Source organism: Metabacillus litoralis, from assembly GCF_020524045.1.
Lineage (GTDB): Bacteria > Bacillota > Bacilli > Bacillales > Bacillaceae > Metabacillus > Metabacillus litoralis_C.
Genome location: NZ_JAIVKL010000020.1, coordinates 40,122 through 57,097, shown reverse-complemented (window position 1 = coordinate 57,097; position 16,976 = coordinate 40,122). Strand labels below are relative to the sequence as shown.

At 37.6% G+C, this 16,976-nt stretch carries 30 protein-coding genes and 1 pseudogene; all 31 read right to left on the bottom strand.

The genetic code is table 11. The features are described 5' to 3' along the window. Positions 1–367 precede the first annotated feature (367 nt). Positions 368–760 carry a 30S ribosomal protein S9 gene (gene rpsI, locus LC076_RS20775; RefSeq protein WP_226671066.1) on the bottom strand — a complete coding sequence of 131 codons (393 nt, stop codon included), beginning with the start codon at positions 758–760 and terminating at the stop codon, positions 368–370. Positions 761–780: 20 nt separating this feature from the next. Then, on the bottom strand, positions 781–1,218 hold the full coding sequence (rplM, locus tag LC076_RS20770) for a 50S ribosomal protein L13 (protein ID WP_146950537.1): 438 nt from the start codon (positions 1,216–1,218) through the stop codon (positions 781–783). 151 nt (positions 1,219–1,369) lie between these two features. Then, positions 1,370–2,110, bottom strand: a complete 741-nt coding sequence (gene truA / locus LC076_RS20765; RefSeq protein WP_226671065.1) for a tRNA pseudouridine(38-40) synthase TruA — start codon at positions 2,108–2,110, stop codon at positions 1,370–1,372. Between the two features lie 10 nt (positions 2,111–2,120). Beyond that, on the bottom strand, positions 2,121–2,918 hold the full coding sequence (locus LC076_RS20760) for an energy-coupling factor transporter transmembrane component T family protein (protein WP_226671064.1): 798 nt from the start codon (positions 2,916–2,918) through the stop codon (positions 2,121–2,123). Further along, positions 2,915–3,781 (bottom strand): energy-coupling factor ABC transporter ATP-binding protein, encoded by an 867-nt coding sequence (locus tag LC076_RS20755; RefSeq protein ID WP_226671063.1) that lies wholly within the window; start codon positions 3,779–3,781, stop codon positions 2,915–2,917. The genes LC076_RS20760 and LC076_RS20755 overlap by 4 nt, the downstream gene beginning before the upstream one ends. Next, the gene (locus LC076_RS20750) at positions 3,757–4,596 is read right to left on the bottom strand and encodes an energy-coupling factor ABC transporter ATP-binding protein (protein WP_413466017.1); all 840 of its coding nucleotides are present in this window, start codon (positions 4,594–4,596) and stop codon (positions 3,757–3,759) included. The genes LC076_RS20755 and LC076_RS20750 overlap by 25 nt, the downstream gene beginning before the upstream one ends. 485 nt (positions 4,597–5,081) lie before the next feature. Continuing rightward, positions 5,082–5,477, bottom strand: coding sequence for a 50S ribosomal protein L17 (gene rplQ / locus LC076_RS20745; RefSeq protein ID WP_146950532.1), 396 nt, complete (start codon positions 5,475–5,477; stop codon positions 5,082–5,084). 106 nt (positions 5,478–5,583) lie between these two features. After that, positions 5,584–6,528, bottom strand: coding sequence for a DNA-directed RNA polymerase subunit alpha (locus tag LC076_RS20740; RefSeq protein WP_226671062.1), 945 nt, complete (start codon positions 6,526–6,528; stop codon positions 5,584–5,586). Between the two features lie 180 nt (positions 6,529–6,708). Then, positions 6,709–7,098 carry a 30S ribosomal protein S11 gene (gene rpsK, locus LC076_RS20735; RefSeq protein ID WP_066330403.1) on the bottom strand — a complete coding sequence of 130 codons (390 nt, stop codon included), beginning with the start codon at positions 7,096–7,098 and terminating at the stop codon, positions 6,709–6,711. Between the two features lie 23 nt (positions 7,099–7,121). Further along, entirely contained in the window at positions 7,122–7,487 is a 366-nt protein-coding gene (gene rpsM, locus LC076_RS20730) for a 30S ribosomal protein S13 (protein WP_226671061.1), read from the bottom strand. A gap of 22 nt (positions 7,488–7,509) precedes the next feature. Then, the gene (gene rpmJ / locus LC076_RS20725) at positions 7,510–7,623 is read right to left on the bottom strand and encodes a 50S ribosomal protein L36 (protein ID WP_003156543.1); all 114 of its coding nucleotides are present in this window, start codon (positions 7,621–7,623) and stop codon (positions 7,510–7,512) included. Between the two features lie 35 nt (positions 7,624–7,658). Continuing rightward, positions 7,659–7,877, bottom strand: coding sequence for a translation initiation factor IF-1 (gene infA / locus LC076_RS20720; protein ID WP_040372572.1), 219 nt, complete (start codon positions 7,875–7,877; stop codon positions 7,659–7,661). Further along, a pseudogene (locus LC076_RS20715) lies at positions 7,855–7,998 on the bottom strand (RNA-binding protein); the annotation flags it as partial. The pseudogene LC076_RS20715 and the gene infA, both read right to left, overlap by 23 nt. Positions 7,999–8,180: 182 nt before the next feature. Continuing rightward, a complete protein-coding gene (gene map, locus LC076_RS20710) occupies positions 8,181–8,927 on the bottom strand; it encodes a type I methionyl aminopeptidase (RefSeq protein WP_226671060.1) in 747 nt (248 codons plus the stop codon). Continuing rightward, on the bottom strand, positions 8,924–9,577 hold the full coding sequence (locus LC076_RS20705; protein ID WP_226671059.1) for an adenylate kinase: 654 nt from the start codon (positions 9,575–9,577) through the stop codon (positions 8,924–8,926). The genes map and LC076_RS20705 overlap by 4 nt, the downstream gene beginning before the upstream one ends. Positions 9,578–9,635: 58 nt before the next feature. Continuing rightward, positions 9,636–10,928 carry a preprotein translocase subunit SecY gene (gene secY, locus LC076_RS20700; RefSeq protein ID WP_226671057.1) on the bottom strand — a complete coding sequence of 431 codons (1,293 nt, stop codon included), beginning with the start codon at positions 10,926–10,928 and terminating at the stop codon, positions 9,636–9,638. Next, a complete protein-coding gene (gene rplO, locus LC076_RS20695; RefSeq protein ID WP_226671055.1) occupies positions 10,928–11,368 on the bottom strand; it encodes a 50S ribosomal protein L15 in 441 nt (146 codons plus the stop codon). Before rplO ends, secY begins: the two co-directional genes overlap by 1 nt. Before the next feature lie 31 nt (positions 11,369–11,399). Then, complete coding sequence (gene rpmD / locus LC076_RS20690) at positions 11,400–11,582, bottom strand: 50S ribosomal protein L30 (protein WP_146950525.1); 183 nt, start codon at positions 11,580–11,582, stop codon at positions 11,400–11,402. A 12-nt stretch (positions 11,583–11,594) separates the two neighbouring features. Next, positions 11,595–12,095, bottom strand: coding sequence for a 30S ribosomal protein S5 (gene rpsE / locus LC076_RS20685; RefSeq protein WP_204956136.1), 501 nt, complete (start codon positions 12,093–12,095; stop codon positions 11,595–11,597). Positions 12,096–12,118: 23 nt separating this feature from the next. Beyond that, the gene (gene rplR, locus LC076_RS20680; protein WP_226671053.1) at positions 12,119–12,481 is read right to left on the bottom strand and encodes a 50S ribosomal protein L18; all 363 of its coding nucleotides are present in this window, start codon (positions 12,479–12,481) and stop codon (positions 12,119–12,121) included. A gap of 33 nt (positions 12,482–12,514) precedes the next feature. Next, positions 12,515–13,054: a 50S ribosomal protein L6 gene (rplF, locus tag LC076_RS20675; RefSeq protein WP_204956138.1), complete on the bottom strand. Its 540-nt coding sequence runs from the start codon at positions 13,052–13,054 to the stop codon at positions 12,515–12,517. A gap of 29 nt (positions 13,055–13,083) precedes the next feature. Beyond that, positions 13,084–13,482: a 30S ribosomal protein S8 gene (gene rpsH, locus LC076_RS20670; RefSeq protein ID WP_146950521.1), complete on the bottom strand. Its 399-nt coding sequence runs from the start codon at positions 13,480–13,482 to the stop codon at positions 13,084–13,086. Positions 13,483–13,513: 31 nt separating this feature from the next. Next, the gene (locus tag LC076_RS20665) at positions 13,514–13,699 is read right to left on the bottom strand and encodes a type Z 30S ribosomal protein S14 (protein ID WP_204956139.1); all 186 of its coding nucleotides are present in this window, start codon (positions 13,697–13,699) and stop codon (positions 13,514–13,516) included. A gap of 25 nt (positions 13,700–13,724) precedes the next feature. Then, the gene (gene rplE / locus LC076_RS20660) at positions 13,725–14,264 is read right to left on the bottom strand and encodes a 50S ribosomal protein L5 (RefSeq protein ID WP_204956140.1); all 540 of its coding nucleotides are present in this window, start codon (positions 14,262–14,264) and stop codon (positions 13,725–13,727) included. A 24-nt stretch (positions 14,265–14,288) separates the two neighbouring features. Then, positions 14,289–14,600: a 50S ribosomal protein L24 gene (rplX, locus tag LC076_RS20655; RefSeq protein ID WP_226671052.1), complete on the bottom strand. Its 312-nt coding sequence runs from the start codon at positions 14,598–14,600 to the stop codon at positions 14,289–14,291. 35 nt (positions 14,601–14,635) lie between these two features. After that, positions 14,636–15,004: a 50S ribosomal protein L14 gene (rplN, locus tag LC076_RS20650; RefSeq protein ID WP_146950518.1), complete on the bottom strand. Its 369-nt coding sequence runs from the start codon at positions 15,002–15,004 to the stop codon at positions 14,636–14,638. Between the two features lie 40 nt (positions 15,005–15,044). Continuing rightward, positions 15,045–15,308, bottom strand: a complete 264-nt coding sequence (gene rpsQ / locus LC076_RS20645; protein WP_146950517.1) for a 30S ribosomal protein S17 — start codon at positions 15,306–15,308, stop codon at positions 15,045–15,047. A 20-nt stretch (positions 15,309–15,328) separates the two neighbouring features. Continuing rightward, the gene (gene rpmC, locus LC076_RS20640) at positions 15,329–15,532 is read right to left on the bottom strand and encodes a 50S ribosomal protein L29 (RefSeq protein WP_098798317.1); all 204 of its coding nucleotides are present in this window, start codon (positions 15,530–15,532) and stop codon (positions 15,329–15,331) included. Beyond that, entirely contained in the window at positions 15,522–15,956 is a 435-nt protein-coding gene (rplP, locus tag LC076_RS20635; RefSeq protein WP_003225801.1) for a 50S ribosomal protein L16, read from the bottom strand. Before rplP ends, rpmC begins: the two co-directional genes overlap by 11 nt. A 1-nt stretch (position 15,957) precedes the next feature. Beyond that, positions 15,958–16,614 carry a 30S ribosomal protein S3 gene (gene rpsC, locus LC076_RS20630; RefSeq protein ID WP_226671050.1) on the bottom strand — a complete coding sequence of 219 codons (657 nt, stop codon included), beginning with the start codon at positions 16,612–16,614 and terminating at the stop codon, positions 15,958–15,960. Positions 16,615–16,617: 3 nt separating this feature from the next. Beyond that, positions 16,618–16,962 carry a 50S ribosomal protein L22 gene (gene rplV / locus LC076_RS20625; protein WP_146950515.1) on the bottom strand — a complete coding sequence of 115 codons (345 nt, stop codon included), beginning with the start codon at positions 16,960–16,962 and terminating at the stop codon, positions 16,618–16,620. Positions 16,963–16,976 lie beyond the last annotated feature (14 nt).

The window sequence follows — 16,976 nt, the reverse complement described above, 5'->3', positions numbered from 1 at the left end:
TTATGGATTTATACTCACTCATAACCATCATCAAACAATTATTCATGGAGAAGACATATCACCTGCTTCCCTACTTTTGAAGCAGGTTCAAGAATTATAGAAAGAGAGAAACGTGCGTGAAGGACACCCAGACACGAAAGTGACCATGAACATTTATATACTTGTAACAGACACAATCATTTTTATGAGTTAAATTTGTCATTGACAATATGAAGCCCAACAGTGCTGACAGCGGGCATATTTCAGAAGTACATTGAGCTATGTTTTTTCAGGTTGTATGCATTCAAAAAAATCCGTAATCAAAAGGTCTTTGCGAATATAAAAGACCCCCAAGCCAAAAGCCTGAGAGTCTTGAAAATCTTTTGTATTAACGTTTTGAGAACTGAGGTGCTTTACGTGCGCCTTTAAGACCGTATTTTTTACGTTCTTTCATACGAGCGTCACGAGTTAACATACCAGCACTTTTAAGTGAAGCACGGTATTCTGGATCTGCTTCTAATAAAGCACGAGAGATACCATGACGGATAGCGCCAGCTTGACCAGCATATCCACCACCTGTAACATTTACAAGAACATCATAGTTTCCTGTAGTTTCAGTTATGTTTAATGGTTGTTTAATATCTTCGATTAAAGCTGCTGATGGGATATAGTCTTTAATTTCACGACTATTTACAACAATACGACCTTCGCCAGGAACTAAGCGTACACGTGCTACTGAGCTCTTACGACGGCCAGTACCGTAATATTGAACTTGTGCCAAATTAATAACCTCCTTTTTAATTATCCGCGAAGTTCGTAAACTTCAGGTTGTTGAGCTTGGTGTGGATGTTCACTACCAGCATATACATATAATTTCTTACCGATTTGACGACCTAATGAACCTTTTGGAAGCATCCCTTTAATTGCTAATTCAAGCATTTTTTCAGGGTAGTTCGTACGCATTTCCAATGCAGTTCTAGATTTCAATCCACCAGGGAATTGGCTGTGACGGTAGTAAATTTTATCAGTTAATTTTTTACCTGTTAATTCGATTTTCTCAGCGTTGATAATGATCACATGATCACCAGTATCAACATGAGGTGTGAAAGTTGGTTTATGTTTGCCACGTAGAATTGATGCAATTTCACTTGAAAGACGACCTAAAGTCTTGCCTTCAGCATCAACTACGTACCATTTACGTTCGATAGTTGCAGCGTTTGCCATAAACGTTGTACGCATGTTTTTTCCTCCTAAATAAATAATATAAGATGGTTCCTATTCTATTTCATAACACGATAAGTTTCCGGGGCTTATTCGTGGGGTTGAAATACATACCATTAGATATGATATACTTTATATTAGCGAATGTCAAGAACATGTTACACCTGGTTTAGTTGTCATAATAAACTTTCCATAAATATAATCCATGTCCTGGTACTGTCTTTCCACTTAATCTTCTATCTCGACCCTCAAGAATAGCTGGAATATCTTCAAAAGATTTTAATCCCAGGCCTATTTCTAGTAGAGTACCCACTAAAATTCTTACCATATTATACAAAAATCCACTTCCAATAAAACTAAAAACAACATCATTTCCCTCTTTTTTTACATCAATTGAATATAACGTTCTTACCTTATTCTCTACCTCTGTTTTTGCTGCACAAAAACTTGTAAAATCATGAGTACCAGATAATAGTGAGCAAGCTTTCTGTATTGAATGTAAATCTAATTCATAAGGATAATGAAAACAATATTTTCTTTTAAAAACATCCTGAGTTTTTTGCTGATTAATGATATAACGATATTCTTTTTTTACAACATCAAATCGAGCATGAAATTCCTCATCAACATAAGAAGCTGATGTAATGACAATATCCTCTGGTAATAAGCTATTTAATGCATATGGCCATCTTTCTTCAGGGATCGTTAAACTGGTCTCAAAATGAAACACCTGGCCCACAGCATGTACATTTGCATCAGTTCTACCTGATGCAAATATCTTTATACTATTACCTTTATGAAGTTTTGTTAAAGCTTCCTCTATCTCACTTTGAACAGTCCGTTTTTTAGGTTGTACTTGATATCCACTAAATTGTGAACCGTCATAAGATACAATACATTTTACCTTCATATTCTTGCTCCTATGTTCGTAAGTATAGTAAGACTATTCCCAATGCTACTAAGATGACCATCATCATCGTATCTAAACTAGCCCATTTTAGCTGTCGTAGCTTCGTCCGTCCTTCTCCACCTTTATATCCACGTGCCTCCATAGCTGTAGCAAGCTCCTCAGCACGCTTAAAAGCACTAATAAAGAGTGGAACAAGTAATGGAACAATGGCTTTAAAACGGTCCTTTATCGGGCCGCTAGTAAAGTCTACACCTCTAGCCATTTGTGCCTTTAATATTTTATCTGTTTCTTCCATTAGTGTTGGAATAAATCTTAACGATATTGACATCATTAATGCTAGTTCATGAACGGGTAACCCTATTTTTTTAAAGGGAGATAGAAGTCTTTCCATGCCATCAGTAATTTCGATTGGTGTTGTTGTTAGAGTTAAGAGTGTTGTCATTAAAATTAAATATAGAAAACGTAAGGATATAAATATCCCTTGAGTAAGTCCCTCTTCATAAATGGAAATAAAGCCGAGCTCAAACAATAATTCTCCCTCTTTCGTTACAAAGAGATGAAGAACAAATGTAAAAAGAATAATCCATAACACTGGTTTAAGGCCTCTAATTAAAAATCGCAAAGGTAGTTTAGTCAATGTCACAATGCTAAATGTAAATATCCCTAACAACACATATGTGTATAAATTATTTGCAAAAAAGACAATAAAAACAAAAGCAAAGATTAATAATAATTTTGCACGAGCATCCATTCGATGAACAAGTGAATTCCCTGGAACATACTTCCCAATAATCATACTATCCATCATGGCGAGCCCACTCCTTTTATAAGAAGCGTCAGCTGCTGAACTGTCTCATCCAATGTAAGTGGTATACTAGAAAAGGTCATACCCTTATCTACTAACTTATTTTGAAATTTAACCGTTTCAGGTAAATCTAATCCTAATGAAGAAAGTTTTTCTACTTCATTAAATATTTCTCTCGGAGTGCCTCTCATTTCAACAGTTCCTTTATGCATGACAAAAATTTCATCAGAATATTTAGCAGCATCCTCCATACTATGTGTAACAAGAATGATTGTAAGATCTTGTTCCTTCCGTAATCGATAAAAAAGCTCCATCATTTCCTTTCTACCTCTAGGATCGAGCCCTGCTGTAGGTTCATCTAATACCAATACTTTAGGTCCCATTGCTAAAACACCCGCAATTGCCACTCTTCGCATTTGTCCACCACTTAAGTCAAATGGTGACTTTTGCAATATCGAATCTGGTAGCCCTACAATTTTTAAAGATTCTCTTGCCTTCGTTAGTGCTTCCTGCTCATTAACCCCAAAATTTATTGGACCAAAGGCAATATCTCTTTCGACTGTTTCCTCAAACAATTGATGCTCTGGAAATTGGAACACAATACCTACTAACCTTCTGACTTCCTTAAGGTTCTTGTTTTTCTTTCCAGCTTCAATAATATGATCACCAATAGATATTGAGCCTTCAGTAGGCTTTAAAAGTCCGTTCAGATGTTGTAGGATTGTAGATTTCCCTGAACCTGTATGTCCAATAATTGATACATAAGAACCTGTTTTTATAGACAGATTAACATCGTAAAGAGCAAGTCTTTCAAATGGTGTACGAGCTTGATAGCGGTGTTCTACGTTTTTGAGAGTAATGTCCATAGCTCATTAACCAACCCTTCCTCTGTAAGATGATGATCATTTAATGAAATACCAGCTTCTTTTAGCTTTCTACTTAGGAGAAATGGAAAAGGTAAATCCAAACCAATGTCCACTAGCTGTTGATCAAGCTTAAATACCTCATCTGGTGTGCCTTCAGCGAATTTCTTACCAGCATTCATGACAATCATTCGATCAGCTTTAGAAGCTTCCTCAAGATCATGTGTAATTGATATGACTGTTAAAATCCCTTGTTGATTAAGCTCACGAACCGTTTGAATAACCTCTGCTCTTCCAACAGGATCTAACATTGATGTTGCCTCATCCAATATAATTACATCAGGTTGAACAGCAATAACTCCTGCAATAGCCACACGCTGCTTTTGACCACCTGAAAGATGATGTGGCTCATATTCAAGAAATTCTTCCATTTTCACTTTTTTAGTAGCCCATTCAATTCTATTGATCATTTCGTCTCTAGCAACACCATTATTTTCAAGACCAAATGCTACATCGTCCCTCACTGTGGCCCCAACAAACTGGTTATCGGGATTTTGAAATACCATTCCTACATGCTTTCTTATATCCCAGATAGAGTCTGCTGACAATTCTATTCCGCATACACGTACAGTCCCTTTATTAGGAATATAAAGACCGTTTAATATCCGAGCTAATGTTGATTTACCAGATCCATTATGACCAACAACTGCTAGCCATTCCCCTTTATTCACCTTAATTGAAACATTATCTAATGCAGGCTCAGCTTCTTGATGATAATGGAAAGTTATATTTTCTACATTAATTATTGTTTCACTCACAACTCGTCTCTCCTCATCTCTCAACCCATAATAACGCATTCGAAAAAATTTAGGGTTTTGTTGCATGTTTACTATTACATCAACCTTTATATGTTACATAAAAAATCTGTAGTTTGAGAATGTAATTGTTGGCTATGTTAAAACCTTTCTTGAATTTCAGCACTTTGTTGAATGCAGTAATTATCATGAGACTCCTGCTTAGAGAAGCGTGTCGAAGGGAGATCCCATAAGGCGCTCATATTTTGTGTAGGTTTATTAATATCCCTAGGAAAACAAAAGACCTGTAATGAAAATTCAACAAAAAAGCTTTAAAAAGCCAATTACAAAAGAAGGTTAAATACAATAATAGAATGGTTCTATTATAAAGGAGTTAATACCTCACATTGATTTAATAACATGTTACGCAAAAAGATAGATCTATTAAAATCTATAAAAAAAGGGCATTGATCCAGTTCTGCAACTGTCACGCCCTTGTAAAGTATATATTAAACTAATTCAATGATTACCATTGGAGCACCGTCACCGCGACGAGGTCCAAGTTTCATGATACGAGTATAACCGCCTTGGCGATCTTCGTAACGTGGAGCGATATCACTGAAAAGCTTTTCTAAAGCATATTTCGGTTTCTCTTTTTCCTTACCTTCAGCAGTTGTGACAGCTACAACTTCAGCAACTTCATTACGTACATAAGATGCAGCTTGACGACGAGCATGAAGATCTCCGCGCTTACCTAGAGTTATCATCTTTTCAACAGTTGAACGTAGTTCTTTTGCACGAGCTTCTGTTGTTTCGATGCGCTCACTGATAATTAAATCAGTTGTTAAGTCACGAAGCATTGCTTTACGTTGAGCACTTGTACGACCTAATTTTCTGTATGACATGAGATGTCCCCTCCTTCGTTGTATAATGTATGTTTTTAGATAATGTTATTTTAACATATCTATCTATTGAAACATACGAAAACGCTAGTTAATGTCTAACTAGTCGTCAGTCGTCTTTTCGAAGACCTAAACCTAGTTCTTCTAATTTTGCCTTAACTTCTTCAAGAGATTTACGACCTAGATTACGAACTTTCATCATATCTTCTTCTGTTTTGTGAGCAAGCTCTTGTACTGTGTTTATACCAGCACGTTTTAAACAGTTGTAAGAACGAACCGAAAGGTCTAGTTCTTCAATCGTCATCTCAAGAACTTTTTCTTTTTGATCTTCTTCCTTCTCAACCATTATTTCTGCATTCTGAGCTTCATCAGTAAGCCCTACAAAAATATTTAGGTGTTCAGTCAGAATCTTTGAACCAAGAGCAATTGCTTCTTTTGGTCCTGTACTACCATCTGTCCATACATCTAGTGTTAACTTATCAAAGTTAGCAACTTGACCTACACGAGTTTTCTCAACTTGGTAAGAAACACGTGCAACTGGAGTGAAGATTGAATCAATTGGAATCACACCAATAGGTTGATCTTCCCTTTTGTTGGAAACAGCTGGAGTGTATCCACGACCGCGCTTAGCTGTAAGTCTCATTCTAAAGCTAGCGTCTGATGCAAGAGTAGCAATTTGAAGATTCGGATTAAGAATCTCTACATCACTATCATGAGTAATATCTGAAGCAGTTACACTACCTTCACCTTGAACATCAATTTCAAGCGTCTTTTCTTCATCTGAATAGATTTTAAGAGCAAGCTTTTTAATGTTTAAGATAATCGAAGTAACATCTTCAACAACACCTTCGATTGTTGAAAACTCATGAAGTACGCCATCTATTTGGATTGATGTTACAGCGGCACCAGGGAGTGAGGATAATAGGATACGACGTAAGGAGTTACCCAAAGTTGTTCCATATCCACGCTCAAGTGGCTCGACGACGAATTTACCATATTTGGTATCATCGCTGATTTCAACCGTTTCGATTTTTGGTTTTTCAATTTCTATCATCTATAAACCCTCCTTCAAAACGTCGAAACCCCGGCTAGACATATTGTTTGATTAAGAGTCTAACCGAAATTCCCCATTCAAAAGTTCCCGAATGTGCACAACAACTAAGTGATTCTGCTAGAACTTATATACTGTATCATAACCCATTATTGACAGGGATACAAAATCTATACAGAAAATTTATACACGACGACGTTTTGGTGGACGGCATCCATTATGCGGAACTGGTGTAACATCTCTGATTGCAGTTACTTCAAGACCTGCTGCTTGAAGAGAACGGATTGCTGCTTCACGTCCTGCACCCGGTCCTTTAACTGTAACTTCTAGTGTTTTTAAGCCATGTTCCTGTGATGCTTTAGCAGCTGTTTCAGCAGCCATTTGTGCAGCGAATGGAGTAGATTTACGAGAACCTCTAAAACCTAATGCACCAGCACTTGACCATGAAATTGCATTACCATGAGTATCAGTAATAGTAACAATCGTGTTATTGAAAGTTGAACGAATATGTGCGATACCACTTTCAATATTCTTTTTCACACGACGTTTACGAGTATTCGTTTTACGTGCCATTGTGGGCTAACCTCCTTTTTTCCTTATTTTTTCTTGTTTGCTACTGTACGACGTGGACCTTTACGTGTACGTGCATTATTTTTTGTATTTTGTCCGCGAACTGGTAAGCCACGACGGTGACGGATACCACGGAATGAGCCAATTTCGATTAGACGCTTAATATTTAAAGATACTTCACGACGAAGGTCACCTTCAACTTTAAGCTTATCAATTACTTCACGAATTTTTCCTAACTCATCTTCAGTTAGATCACGAACACGTGTATCTACAGAAACACCAGCTTCTGATAAAACTTTCTCAGCAGTTGGGCGTCCGATTCCGAAAATATATGTTAATGAAATGACAACACGTTTGTCACGAGGAATATCAACACCTGCAATACGAGCCATTAAGCTTGCACCTCCTTATAGATTAACCTTGTTTTTGCTTATGTTTAGGATTCTCACATATAACCATGACTTTGCCTTTTCTGCGAATGACTTTACATTTTTCACAAATCGGTTTAACAGATGGTCTGACCTTCATGATTTTAATACCTCCTTAGTAGTACGGAGTGCTAATTATTTAAAACGGTACGTTATTCTGCCACGTGTTAAATCATATGGAGATAATTCTACCGTAACTTTGTCTCCAGGTAAAATACGGATAAAATGCATACGAATCTTCCCAGATACATGTGCTAAAACCGTATGACCGTTCTCTAATTCTACTTTAAACATTGCATTTGGCAATGTTTCTGTAACAGTTCCTTCAACTTCAATTACATCGTCTTTCGCCATTGAACTGTTCTCCCTTCATCAAATCAGTAACTTGCTCATCGACAAACTTAAGAGTTAAATTCCTATTTGTCACACGACCTGCTTCCATTATACTGTTCTGAACTTCCGGAGATACGCTATAAAAGAATTCTTGATGATGAACATCTTTCTAATTGGAGATCTTTAATTTACTTTTCTCCATCAGCTATTAACGAATTCCTTATCAATTTGGCGTATACTTCTTAGCTAACCCAATAATATGCTAGACAAGCTGTAACACACCTGGAATCGAAATTCGGTTCGTTTAAGCAATGTCACCTTCATTTAGGCTTTTGTTAAGATTTCATATCCTGTTTCAGTAATAGCAATTGTATGTTCAAAATGAGCACACATTTTACCATCTACTGTAACAACAGTCCAATCATCTGCTAGTGTTTTAACATAACGAGTTCCTGCATTAACCATTGGCTCAATCGCTAATACCATGCCCGGCTTAAGCCTTGGGCCCTTATTAGGTGGACCATAATGAGGAATCTGCGGGTCTTCATGTAATTCTTGCCCAACACCATGACCCACATATTCTCTTACAACTGAAAAATTATGTTCTTCAACATATGTTTGAATTGCATGAGAAATATTTGAAAGTCTATCACCAGGTTTAGCTTCATTAAGACCTTTATATAAAGACTCTTCCGTTACTTCTAAAAGTCTTTTCGCTCCATCTGAAATTTCACCTACTGCATAAGTCCAAGCTGAGTCTCCATGATACCCATTATATTTAGCACCAATATCAATGCTGATAATATCTCCTTCACTTAATACACGATCTCCCGGTATACCGTGAACGAGTTCTTCATTTACAGAAGCACAAATGCTTCCGCGAAAACCATTATACCCTTTAAAGGATGGGATTGCATCATGAGAACGAATAAACTTTTCTGCAATTGCATCCAATTCCTTCGTCGTGATACCTGGTTTAATATGCTTTTTCAGCTCTTGATGAGTTAACGCCACTATCCGACCAGCTTCTCGCATTATATCAAGTTCACGCTGAGTCTTACAAATGATCATGCATTTAATCCCCCAAGTAACTGGTCTACATCAACAAATACCTGTTTAATATCCTGTTCACCATCAATATTTTTCAAATAACCTTTTTCGTTATAGAAATCTAATAGAGGTTGAGTTTGTTGAAGATTAACTTCTAAACGATTTGCAACCGTTTCTTCGTTATCATCTGCACGTTGGTATAGCTCTCCACCACATTTATCACACTTACCTTCTTCAGTAGGTGGATTAAATACTAAATGGTAGGTTGCTCCACATTGTTTACAGATTCTACGACCAGTTAAGCGCTCCATCAGGATGTCTTTATTGACTTCGATATTGATGACATAATCTATCTGTTTGTTAAGATCTGCTAGAATTCCTTCAAGCGCATCTGCTTGAGCAACAGTTCTAGGGAAACCATCTAAAAGAAAACCTTTTTGACAATCATTCTTTCCCAATCGTTCACGAACAATACCAATGGTTACTTCATCTGGAACAAGTTCACCTTTATCAATAAATGACTTAGCTTGTAGACCTAGTTCTGTTTCTTCTTTCATAGCAGCTCTAAACATATCTCCTGTTGAGATATGAGGGATGTTGTATTTCTCTACAATACGTTCAGCCTGAGTACCTTTCCCAGCACCAGGAAGGCCCATCAATACTAGATTCATTTGTATTCCCCCCCTCAGTCTCTATATAGAAGGAATGGGAAGAGACTCCCACATCCTCTTATTTTATAAAACCTTTATAATGACGTTTCACTAACTGACTTTCTAGTTGTTTCATTGTTTCAAGGGCAACCCCAACAACAATTAGTAAACTAGTTCCACCAATCTGAGCGGATTGAGGAAGATCAGCAAACTTAATAAAGAAAACAGGAAGAATAGCTATAGCTGCTAAGAAAAGAGAACCAACAAAAGTTAAACGATATAATACCTTTGTAACATATTCTTGAGTGCTCTTACCTGGACGAATACCAGGAATATAGCCGCCTTGTTTCTTCAAGTTTTCTGCCATTTGTTCTGGATTAACCTGAACAAAAGTATAGAAGTATGTGAAAGCGATAATTAATGCGACATATATAATCATACCAATAGGTTGTGTGTAATCGAATGTTTTCGATATCCAAGCTGTCACATCGTTAGGACCGAAAAATGCTGCAATGGTTGGTGGTGTAATAATAAATGAAACTGCAAAGATTACAGGAATTACACCAGCTGGATTCACTTTCAATGGTAGATGAGTCGTATGACCTCCACCCATGTTGTTTCCTCCAGAACCTTTAGCATACTGAATCGGGATTTTACGAAGTGCTTGTTGAATAAAGATAACGCCAACTACAACAGCTAATATTGCTAATAAAAGGATGACAACTGTAATAATTCTTAAGAACAGTTGATCACCAGCATCTTCAAACTGTTGCGCATATATTTGGTTAACAGTTGAAGGAATACTAGCAACAATCCCTGCAAAAATGATAATGGAAATACCATTACCCACACCTTTAGAAGTGATTTGTTCTCCTAACCACATTAAAAATGCTGTACCAGCTGTTAATACAATCGCAATTAACAAGTATGTTCCTATACCAGGATTCTTGATTAACATTCCTCCTGATTGAGTGTTAAACCCGTAAGACATACCTAACGCTTGGATAAAACCTAATATTATTGTAAAGTATCTTGTAAATTGAGCTAACTTACGACGCCCAACATCACCTTGTTTAGACCATTCAGTAAACTTCGGAACAACATCCATCTGTAAAAGTTGAATAATGATTGAAGCTGTAATATACGGCATTATACCCATCGCAAGAATTGAGAAGTTATATAATGCTCCACCACCGAATGTATTTAGAATTCCGAACACATTTAATTCATCCTGAGCCTTTAAAACATCAGCATTGACGTTAGGAACTGGAATGAAAGTACCGATACGAAATACTACTAACATTAAAAGGGTGAATATGATCTTACTTCTAATATCACCCACGCGCATAAAATTGGAGATTGTTTTTAACATTAGATCACCTCAGCTGTACCGCCAGCAGATTCAATAGCTTCTTTAGCAGAAGCTGAGAATTTGTTAGCTTTTACAGTAAGTTTTTTCTCTAATTGACCATTACCTAGGATTTTCACACCAGATTTTACGTTGCTAACAGTACCTGTTTCAAGTAAAAGTTCTGGAGTAACCTCAGTACCATCTTCAAAACGATTAAGAGTCTCAAGGTTAACAATTGCAAAGTCCTTGCGGTTAATGTTCGTAAAACCACGTTTAGGTAAGCGTTGGAATAAAGGAGTTTGACCACCTTCGAATCCAGGACGAACTCCACCACCAGAACGAGCGTTTTGTCCTTTATGACCTTTACCAGCTGTTTTACCATTACCAGATCCAATACCACGACCAACACGGTTACGTGTTTTGCGTGATCCTTCTGCAGGTTTCAACTCATGAAGTTTCATCGGGACACCTCCTTATATATTGATGTTTCTTTTATTGTTCTTTAACTGTAACTAAGTGAGCAACTTTATTAATCATACCGCGAATCGCAGGATTATCTTCTTGAACAACAGTTTGGTGTAACTTTTTAAGTCCAAGTGTTTTAACAGTAACTCGTTGATCTTCAGGACGACCAATCACACTGCGAGTGAGGGTAATTTCTAACTTATTCGCCATCTTGTTCCCTCCTTATCCTAACAGTTCTTCGACCGTTTTTCCACGTAACTTAGCAACATCTTCTGCACTTTTAAGTTCACTTAATCCAGAAATAGTAGCACGGATCATATTTATTGGAGTATTTGAACCTAAAGATTTAGATAGGATATCTGCTACACCTGCTAATTCTAATACCGCACGAACAGGTCCTCCAGCGATAACCCCAGTACCTTCAGAAGCTGGTTTTAAAAGAATATTTCCTGCTCCAAATTGACCGATAACTTGGTGAGGAATTGTTGCACCAACCATAGGAACTTCAATTAAGTTCTTTTTAGCATCTTCAATAGCTTTACGGATTGCTTCAGGTACCTCTTGTGCTTTACCAGTACCAAAGCCTACATGACCGTTTTTATCACCTACAACAACAAGTGCTGCAAAGCGGAAACGACGACCACCTTTAACAACTTTAGCAACACGGTTAACGGTAACTACGCGTTCTTCAAGCTCTAATTTGTTTGGATCAATACGACGCATTCTTTATGTCCCTCCTTTTGCGATTAAAATTCAAGTCCAGCCTCGCGAGCAGCTTCAGCTAGAGCCTTAATACGACCATGATATAAGTATCCACCGCGATCAAAAACGACAGATTTAACACCTTTTTCAATAGCACGTTTTGCTACTAATTCACCAATATTTTTCGCTGCTTCAACATTGCTCTTAGAATCAGAATTATAATCTTTTTCTAATGTAGAAGCACTTACTAGAGTAACTGAATTAGTATCATCAATTACTTGAGCGTAAATGTGTTGGTTTGAACGATATACGTTTAGACGTGGACGTGTTGTTGTACCAGTTAATTTAGAACGAACACGAGCATGTCTTTTTTTACGTACAGCATTTTTATCAGCCTTAATAATCATTTAGGTCACTCCTTTCTTATCATCTAAGCGATATTACTTCGCAGTTTTACCCTCTTTACGACGAACTTTTTCGCCTTCATAGCGAATACCTTTACCTTTGTAAGGCTCTGGTGGACGAACGTCACGGATATTTGCAGCAATAGCACCTACGCGTTCTTTATCAGTACCTTTAACAAGCACTTTTGTTTGTGTTGGTACTTCAATTTCGATACCAGTTTCTGGTGTGATCTCAACAGGGTGAGAGTAACCAACGTTAAGAATTAATTTATCGCCAGATTTAGAAGCACGGTAACCGACACCGATAAGCTCTAATCCTCTTTCAAATCCTTTAGAAACGCCTTCTACCATGTTACCTAATAAGCTACGAGTAGTACCGTGAAGAGCACGGTGTTCTTTCGCATCTGAAGGACGAGATACTGTTAAAATATTCTCTTCGATAGAGATTTTCATATCAGGGTTGAATGTACGAGTTAATTCCCCTTTAGCACCTTTAACTGTTACTGTGTTATCTTCAGCGATATCAATAGTAACACCAGCAGGGATTTCAAGTAGTTTTTTACCAATACGAGACATTCATTACACCTCCATTCATTTTAAACTTATTACCAAACGTATGCTAATACTTCTCCACCAGCTTGTTTTGCACGAGCTTCTTTGTCAGTCAAAACACCTTGAGAAGTTGAAACGATCGCGATTCCTAAACCGTTAAGTACACGTGGTACTTCATCAGATTTAGCATAAACACGTAAACCTGGTTTACTGATTCTTTTAAGACCAGTAATTACACGCTCATTATTTGATCCGTATTTAAGGAAAATACGAATGATACCTTGTTTGTTATCTTCTACATATTCAACGTCACGTACGAAACCTTCACGCTTAAGAATTTCAGCAATTTCTTTCTTGATTTTTGATGCAGGAAACTCAAGTTTCTCGTGACGTACCATATTCGCATTACGAATGCGAGTAAGCATATCTGCAATAGGATCTGTCATAACCATTACTAAATAACCTCCTTCCCGTTTTACGGTTTTACCAGCTAGCTTTTTTCACGCCTGGAATTTGACCTTTGTAAGCAAGTTCACGGAAACAAATACGGCAAAGTTTAAATTTGCGTAGTACAGAGTGTGGACGTCCGCAACGTTCGCAACGAGTGTACTCTTGTACTGGGTGTTTTTGCGTGCGCTTTTGCTTAGCAATCATTGATTTTTTAGCCACAATTTCGCCTCCCTTTACTTAGCGATTATTTTTGAAACGGCATTCCGAACTGTGTTAATAGTTCACGTGCTTCTTCATCAGTATTCGCAGTTGTAACAATAACGATATCCATACCACGAACTTTGTTTACTTTATCATAATCAATCTCAGGGAAGATTAATTGCTCTTTAACACCTAATGTGTAGTTACCGCGACCGTCAAATGATTTCTTTGAAACTCCACGGAAATCACGTACACGTGGTAATGAAACAGCGATTAACTTATCTAAGAATTGGTACATACGCTCACCGCGTAATGTAACTTTTGCACCGATTGGCATACCTTCACGAAGACGGAAACCAGCGATTGATTTTTTAGCTTTAGTAACAACTGGTTTTTGTCCAGTGATTTGAGTTAACTCTTCAACAGCAACATCTAATGATTTAGAGTTTGAAACTGCATCACCAACACCCATGTTGATTACGATTTTTTCTAATTTAGGAGCTTGCATTACTGATTTGTAAGAAAACTTTTTCACTAATGCAGGCGTAATTTCATTTTGATACTTTTCTTTAAGGCGGTTCATACAAATACCTCCCTTCCTGATTTACTATTTATCTAAAGTTTCACCAGATTTTTTAGCTACACGTACCTTTTTACCGTCTACCACTTTAGAACCAACACGAGTCGGCTCACCTGATTTTGGATCAAGTGGCATAACATTTGATACATGGATAGGTGCCTCTTGGCTTAAGATTCCACCTTGTGGATTAGCTTGAGATGGTTTAGCGTGTTTTTTCACAACGTTAATACCTTCTACAAGCACACGATCTTTTTTAGGATAAGAAGCAAGTATTACACCTTGTTTTCCTTTATCCTTACCAGAGATAACCATTACTTTATCACCTTTTTTGACATGCATCCTGTCGCACCTCCTTAGTAACGCAATGATATTTATTATAGAACTTCCGGAGCTAAAGAAACGATTTTCATGAAATTGTTTTCACGTAATTCACGTGCAACAGGTCCGAAAATACGAGTACCACGCGGGCCTTTATCGTCACGTATAATAACACATGCATTTTCGTCAAATTTGATGTAAGAACCATCAGAACGACGTGCACCACTCTTAGTACGAACGATTACAGCTTTAACAACTTCACCTTTTTTGACAACGCCACCTGGTGTTGCTTGTTTTACCGTACATACGATTACATCACCGATGTTAGCAGTCTTACGACCAGAACCACCTAATACTTTAATTGTAAGTACTTCACGAGCACCAGAGTTGTCAGCAACTTTTAAACGAGACTCTTGTTGGATCACTTATGTTACCTCCCTTCGGAATTAACTATCCGAACAAATATTAAATGATAATAGCTTCTTCTACGATTTCTACTAGACGGAAACGCTTAGTAGCTGATAATGGACGAGTTTCCATTACTCTTACAATATCACCAGTTTTTGCTTGGTTGTTTTCATCATGTGCTTTGAATTTCTTAGAGTATTTTACACGTTTGCCGTATAGTGAATGTGTTTTATAAGTTTCTACAAGAACTGTGATTGTTTTATCCATTTTGTCAGAAACAACACGACCAGTATACACTTTACGTTGGTTACGATCACTCATTCGGTAAACCTCCTCTCTTATTAACGATTATTAGCAGCGAGTTCTCTTTCACGTATAACAGTTTTCATACGAGCGATAGATTTACGAACTTCACGAATGCGAGCAGTATTTTCTAATTGTCCTGTCGCTAGTTGAAAGCGAAGGTTGAATAATTCTTCTTTAAGAGACTTTACTTTTTGTTCAATTTCAGCAGTGGTAAGGTCACGAATTTCATTAGCTTTCATTAGATTCACCACCAATTTCTTCACGTTTTACAAATTTCGTTTTAATCGGTAATTTATGAGAAGCTAAACGTAATGCTTCACGAGCTACTTCTTCAGAAACACCTGAAATTTCAAATAAAACTTTACCTGGCTTTACTACTGCTACCCAACCTTCTGGAGCACCTTTACCAGATCCCATACGCACCTCAAGAGGTTTTGCTGTATAAGGCTTAGAAGGGAAGATTTTAATCCAAACTTTACCGCCACGTTTCATGTAACGTGTCATCGCAATACGAGCAGCCTCGATTTGACGGTTTGTAATCCATGAAGCTTCTAGAGCTTGAATACCAAATTCACCGAAATGAACCTCAGTACCGCCTTTAGCACGACCGCGCATTTTTCCACGGTGCTCTCTGCGATATTTTACGCGTTTTGGCAATAACATATTATTTTCCTCCTTCCTCAGTTTTCTTCTTAGTAGGAAGAACCTCTCCACGATAGATCCATACTTTAACGCCTAATTTACCGTAAGTTGTATCAGCTTCAGCTGTTCCGTAATCGATATCAGCACGAAGCGTGTGAAGTGGAACTGTTCCTTCGCTATAATGTTCTGCACGTGCGATATCTGCTCCACCTAAACGACCAGATACTTGTGTTTTAATACCTTGTGCACCAGAACGCATTGCGCGTTGAATAGTTTGTTTTTGAGCACGACGGAATGAGATACGATTCTCTAATTGACGTGCGATATTTTCAGCAACTAATTTAGCATCTAAATCAGCTTTTTTGATTTCTAAGATATTGATATGCACACGTTTACCAGTTAACTGATTTAGTGCTTTACGAAGTGCTTCTACTTCCGTACCACCTTTACCGATAACCATACCTGGCTTAGCAGTGTGGATAGTAATGTTTACACGGTTAGCTGCACGTTCGATCTCAATTTTAGATACAGATGCATCACTAAGACGCTTAGTAACGTATTCACGAATTTTGATATCTTCATGTAAAAGAGTTGAGTAGTCTTTTCCAGCGAACCATTTTGACTCCCAATCACGAATAACCCCAATACGAAGACCGACTGGATTTACCTTTTGACCCACAGTTTATCCCTCCTTCTTTTCTGTTAAGATGATTGTGATGTGACTTGTACGCTTGTTGATAGCACTTGCACGACCCATAGCACGTGGACGGAAACGTTTAAGAGTTGGACCTTCATTTGCAAAAGCTTCAGTTACAACTAAGCTATTAATGTCCATTTCATAGTTATGCTCAGCGTTTGCCACTGCTGATTTTAAAACTTTCTCTATGATTGGAGAAGCAGCCTTTGGCGTATGTGTTAAAATCGCTACTGCTTCGCCTACTTGCTTACCTCGAATAAGATCTAAAACTAAACGAGCTTTACGAGGAGCAATGCGAACTGTTCTTGCGACAGCTTTAGATTGTTGCATGTAAAATGCCTCCT

Excerpts from the sequence above, each read along its gene's own strand:
- rplM (WP_146950537.1), bottom strand. The coding sequence starts at position 1,218 with ATGCGTACAACGTTTATGGCAAACGCTGCAACTATCGAACGTAAATGG.
- truA (WP_226671065.1), bottom strand. The coding sequence starts at position 2,110 with ATGAAGGTAAAATGTATTGTATCTTATGACGGTTCACAATTTAGTGGA.
- LC076_RS20760 (WP_226671064.1), bottom strand. The coding sequence starts at position 2,918 with ATGATGGATAGTATGATTATTGGGAAGTATGTTCCAGGGAATTCACTT.
- LC076_RS20755 (WP_226671063.1), bottom strand. The coding sequence starts at position 3,781 with ATGGACATTACTCTCAAAAACGTAGAACACCGCTATCAAGCTCGTACA.
- rplQ (WP_146950532.1), bottom strand. The coding sequence starts at position 5,477 with ATGTCATACAGAAAATTAGGTCGTACAAGTGCTCAACGTAAAGCAATG.
- LC076_RS20740 (WP_226671062.1), bottom strand. The coding sequence starts at position 6,528 with ATGATAGAAATTGAAAAACCAAAAATCGAAACGGTTGAAATCAGCGAT.
- rpsK (WP_066330403.1), bottom strand. The coding sequence starts at position 7,098 with ATGGCACGTAAAACGAATACTCGTAAACGTCGTGTGAAAAAGAATATT.
- rpsM (WP_226671061.1), bottom strand. The coding sequence starts at position 7,487 with ATGGCTCGTATTGCAGGTGTTGATATTCCTCGTGACAAACGTGTTGTC.
- rpmJ (WP_003156543.1), bottom strand. The coding sequence starts at position 7,623 with ATGAAGGTCAGACCATCTGTTAAACCGATTTGTGAAAAATGTAAAGTC.
- infA (WP_040372572.1), bottom strand. The coding sequence starts at position 7,877 with ATGGCGAAAGACGATGTAATTGAAGTTGAAGGAACTGTTACAGAAACA.
- map (WP_226671060.1), bottom strand. The coding sequence starts at position 8,927 with ATGATCATTTGTAAGACTCAGCGTGAACTTGATATAATGCGAGAAGCT.
- LC076_RS20705 (WP_226671059.1), bottom strand. The coding sequence starts at position 9,577 with ATGAATCTAGTATTGATGGGCCTTCCTGGTGCTGGGAAAGGTACTCAG.
- secY (WP_226671057.1), bottom strand. The coding sequence starts at position 10,928 with ATGTTAAAAACAATCTCCAATTTTATGCGCGTGGGTGATATTAGAAGT.
- rplO (WP_226671055.1), bottom strand. The coding sequence starts at position 11,368 with ATGAAACTTCATGAGTTGAAACCTGCAGAAGGATCACGCAAAACACGT.
- rpmD (WP_146950525.1), bottom strand. The coding sequence starts at position 11,582 with ATGGCGAATAAGTTAGAAATTACCCTCACTCGCAGTGTGATTGGTCGT.
- rpsE (WP_204956136.1), bottom strand. The coding sequence starts at position 12,095 with ATGCGTCGTATTGATCCAAACAAATTAGAGCTTGAAGAACGCGTAGTT.
- rplR (WP_226671053.1), bottom strand. The coding sequence starts at position 12,481 with ATGATTATTAAGGCTGATAAAAATGCTGTACGTAAAAAAAGACATGCT.
- rplF (WP_204956138.1), bottom strand. The coding sequence starts at position 13,054 with ATGTCTCGTATTGGTAAAAAACTACTTGAAATCCCTGCTGGTGTTACT.
- rpsH (WP_146950521.1), bottom strand. The coding sequence starts at position 13,482 with ATGGTTATGACAGATCCTATTGCAGATATGCTTACTCGCATTCGTAAT.
- rplE (WP_204956140.1), bottom strand. The coding sequence starts at position 14,264 with ATGAACCGCCTTAAAGAAAAGTATCAAAATGAAATTACGCCTGCATTA.
- rplX (WP_226671052.1), bottom strand. The coding sequence starts at position 14,600 with ATGCATGTCAAAAAAGGTGATAAAGTAATGGTTATCTCTGGTAAGGAT.
- rpsQ (WP_146950517.1), bottom strand. The coding sequence starts at position 15,308 with ATGAGTGATCGTAACCAACGTAAAGTGTATACTGGTCGTGTTGTTTCT.
- rpmC (WP_098798317.1), bottom strand. The coding sequence starts at position 15,532 with ATGAAAGCTAATGAAATTCGTGACCTTACCACTGCTGAAATTGAACAA.
- rplP (WP_003225801.1), bottom strand. The coding sequence starts at position 15,956 with ATGTTATTGCCAAAACGCGTAAAATATCGCAGAGAGCACCGTGGAAAA.
- rplV (WP_146950515.1), bottom strand. The coding sequence starts at position 16,962 with ATGCAACAATCTAAAGCTGTCGCAAGAACAGTTCGCATTGCTCCTCGT.